The organism is Steroidobacter sp., assembly GCF_016790065.1.
Classification (GTDB): Bacteria; Pseudomonadota; Gammaproteobacteria; order Steroidobacterales; family Steroidobacteraceae; genus Steroidobacter.
In genome coordinates this window covers 1-3,380 of the sequence record NZ_JAEUPY010000525.1, presented here as the reverse complement: position 1 = coordinate 3,380, position 3,380 = coordinate 1, and the positions used below count along the sequence as shown (strand labels likewise).

The window sequence follows — 3,380 nt, the reverse complement described above, 5'->3', positions numbered from 1 at the left end:
AGACGGCGGAGAGCTATGAAGCCGGTTTCAAGCTGGACCTGCTCGATGCGACCTTGCGCTTGAATGGCGCCATTTTCACCACCGACTACAAGAACATGCAGTTCACGTATCGTATCGGTGTGGCGCCGTTCTTGTTCAACACCGGCAAGGCGACCATCAAGGGCGCCGAACTCGAGCTGACCTGGGTGCCGCTCGACGCGCTCATGATCGAAGGCGGTGTCGGCTATCTGGAGGGTGAGATCAAGGAAGTCGATACGCTCATCAATGCGGTGACCGGCGTGTCGACGTCGAACAAGCTGCCGTTCACGCCGTCGTGGCAGGCCAATCTCGGTTTGGGTTATCGCATCGGCTTCGGCAGCGGTTGGCGGCTGACGCCGAGGGTCGATGGCTTCTATCAAAGTCGCACCTACTTCGATGAGGGCAACACGCGGCAGATTGCTCAACTCGCTCCGGTGAAGACCGTGAGCGCGTCGGTGGCGCTTGAATCGCCGGATCAACGCTGGCGTGTGGTCGCCGCTGGGCGAAATCTCAGTGATGAGCGTTATTCGCAGGGCGGAAATCCTTCGTTCACCAGCTCAAGCGGCTATGCAGAGGCGTCATACGTGCGCGGTCGTGAGTACATGCTCAGCGTGGCGTACGAGTTTTGAGTGCCACCACATCGTCTGGCGTGAGCGAGCATTCTGCGTTTCGGCGCGTGGTGCTCGCGAGTTCCATCGGCACGGCCATCGAGTGGTATGACTTCTTCATTTACGCGTTCCTAGGCTCGTTAGTCTTCGATCGGGTGTTCTTTCCTCAGGTGAGCAGCGCCGCCGGCACGATGGCGGTGTTCGCCACGTTCACGGTGGGCTTTCTGGCGCGACCGTTGGGTGGAGTGGTGTTCGGCCACTTCGGCGACCGGCTCGGACGCAAGTCGACGTTGATTGCGAGCATGTTGTTGATGGGCTTCGCGACGGCGGCCATCGGCTGTTTACCTGGGTTCGATGCGATTGGGCTGTGGGCGCCCGCGTTGCTGGTAGTGCTGCGATTCCTGCAAGGCTTCGCGCTTGGCGGCGAGTCTGTGGGGGCTGTGCTGCTGACTGTGGAGGGATCGCCCGCTGCCAAGCGTGGGTTGTTCGGTGGGCTCATTCAAGCGGCTGGGCCGGCATCGGTGGTGCTGGCATCGTTAGCGACGGCGTTGGTGATGCGCTTGCCGGAGGATCAGTTGTTGAGCTGGGGCTGGCGGATTCCGTTCCTCGCCAGCCTCGCGTTGGTGTTAGTTGGGTTGTATGTAAGAGCACGAGTCTTTGAGACGCAAGCGTTCGTCGCTGCTCGCCGTGACGTTTCAAAGGTGCCGTTGTTCGAAGTGCTGAAGCATCATCGACGGCCCGTGATCATCGTGCTGGCGCTGTCGGTGGCCGAGACGGCGTTCTTCTATTTGACGGTGACCTTTTCGCTCGCGTACGGAGCGCAGCTGGGTATCGAGAAGCGGCTACTGAGCGACGCGGTGCTGTTTGGCAATTTACTGTCGATGTGCGCGGTACCGGTGTTTGGCGCGTTGTCAGACCGAGTAGGGCGGCGGCCGGTGTTTGCCGGCGGGCTGGCGACAGCTTTGCTATTCATCTATCCATTCTTTCTATTGGTCCAGTCGCTGGATGGGTGGGCGGTGGTTACGGCGGTCGTCATTGCCGCTGGCGTCATTCATCCATTGATGTTCGGGTCCGAAAGCAGCTTCTTCGCCGAACTCTTCCCGACGCGCGTTCGGTTCACCGCCATCTCAGTCGGCAAACAACTCGGCACCATCCTCGGCGGCGGTCTCGCCCCGTTGGTGGCCACCGCGTTGATGGCATCGAGCGGCGGCAACATCTTGACCGTCGTTGCCTACTTCGCGGTGCTTAGCGTGTTGGCGCTACTGGCTGCAGCTGTTGCCCAGGAAACCCGAGGCCGGGAGCTATAGTCGCGCCGCCACAAAGCGCGGATTTCCGAATACGTAAGTAATAAATAAGCCGGTACCGCGCACAGTACCGGCCCATGAACAAACCCATCCCTGACGAGCCGCGTAGCTACGTGGTTCGTGTCTATCGCCGCACCGCACGCTGGTTCGCAGGCTATGTCGAGGACGTGCGCTCCGGCCGCGTTCAACAGTTCCGTTCGGCCAACGAACTGTGGTCGGCCATCGGCGGACCCAAGCGCAAATCCAAATCCACGGTCCCTCGCAAGGAGTCCCGCTCATGACTTCGCTTCGTGTCTTCAGCCTGTTGTTGCCGGCGCTGTTGCTGGCTGCTTGTGGCTCCAAACAGTCCATGCCCGAAGATATCCGCGTGGTGCGGACTGCTGCTGTGACGGCGGACGAGGCAGGCAGTGGCTCCGGCTATTCCGGCGAAGTCCGCGCACGGCATGAGAGTGTGGTGGGCTTTCGGGTCTCGGGTCGAGTGGCCGAGCGATTGGTTCAAGTCGGCAATCGGGTCAGTCGCAATCAACCATTGGCGCGTCTCGATCCCGTCGACGCCGCACTGAACGCCGACGCCGCACGCGCTCAGCTGCAAGGTGTGCGAAGCGAGTACGCACAGGTTGAGCTGGACTTCGAGCGCGCCAAGCGTTTGTTCGAACGCCGCTTCATCAGCCAGGCCGAGTTCGACCGAGATCGCGTGCAACTGGAAAGCTCGCGCGCCAAGTTGGTCGCGGCCGAGTCCGAGTTTGCGCTGGCTTCCAATCAGCAGGGCTATACGTTCTTGCGAGCCCCGCAGGACGGCGTCGTCACTGCTTTGTATGTCGAAGTAGGCGAGGTGGTGCAAGCGGGACAGCGCGCTCTCGGCTTCTCGGCCGACGGCGAACGTGAAGTAGCGATCAGCATTCCCGAATCGAGGCTCGAAGAGATTCGTCAGGTCGGCGATCTGCAGGTCGAGCTGTGGGCACGTCCTGGTCGCCGCTACGTTGGCAAATTGCGAGAGCTCGCGCCGATGACGGACAGCGCGACACGTCAGTACGACGCGCGCATCTCGATTGTCGATCCAGATGAAGCCATCGAGCTGGGCATGACGGCCCGCGTTCATCTCGCCGGCCAACGCAAACAACAGACCTATCGATTGCCGCTATCGGCGCTGTATCACAAGGGCGGCGAGTCGTTCGTGTGGGTGGTGTCCAACGGCGACTCCATCGTCCATGCGCGACAAGTCGAAGTCGCCGACGTGGGACAGGACGCGGTGGTCGTGGCTGGTGGCGTGCAGCCCGGCGAGACCATCGTCACCGCGGGCGTGCACCTGTTGTTCGACGGTCAGAAAGTGCGGCTCGCCGCCGGAGGTGTCTGAGCCATGCGCGGTCCGAACCTTTCCGAATGGGCGCTGCGTAATCAGCAGCTCGTCGTGTTCATGCTGCTGCTGTTCGCAGTCGCCGGTATCTACGCC

Annotated in this window: 4 protein-coding genes; all 4 read left to right on the top strand. The window is 61.5% G+C overall.

Features of this window, described 5'->3' with window-relative positions; genetic code table 11:
* Positions 1-647 (top strand): TonB-dependent receptor domain-containing protein (locus JNL55_RS21845; protein ID WP_293858857.1); only part of this gene is annotated, 647 nt, incomplete at its 5' end.
* 20 nt (positions 648-667) lie between these two features.
* Positions 668-1,933, top strand: coding sequence for an MFS transporter (locus JNL55_RS21840; RefSeq protein WP_293858854.1), 1,266 nt, complete (start codon positions 668-670; stop codon positions 1,931-1,933).
* Between the two features lie 74 nt (positions 1,934-2,007).
* Positions 2,008-2,211 (top strand): hypothetical protein, encoded by a 204-nt coding sequence (locus JNL55_RS21835; protein ID WP_293858851.1) that lies wholly within the window; start codon positions 2,008-2,010, stop codon positions 2,209-2,211.
* Positions 2,208-3,284 carry an efflux RND transporter periplasmic adaptor subunit gene (locus JNL55_RS21830; protein ID WP_293858848.1) on the top strand — a complete coding sequence of 359 codons (1,077 nt, stop codon included), beginning with the start codon at positions 2,208-2,210 and terminating at the stop codon, positions 3,282-3,284. The genes JNL55_RS21835 and JNL55_RS21830 overlap by 4 nt, the downstream gene beginning before the upstream one ends.
* Positions 3,285-3,380 lie beyond the last annotated feature (96 nt).

Excerpts from the sequence above, each read along its gene's own strand:
- JNL55_RS21835 (WP_293858851.1), top strand. The coding sequence starts at position 2,008 with ATGAACAAACCCATCCCTGACGAGCCGCGTAGCTACGTGGTTCGTGTC.
- JNL55_RS21830 (WP_293858848.1), top strand. The coding sequence starts at position 2,208 with ATGACTTCGCTTCGTGTCTTCAGCCTGTTGTTGCCGGCGCTGTTGCTG.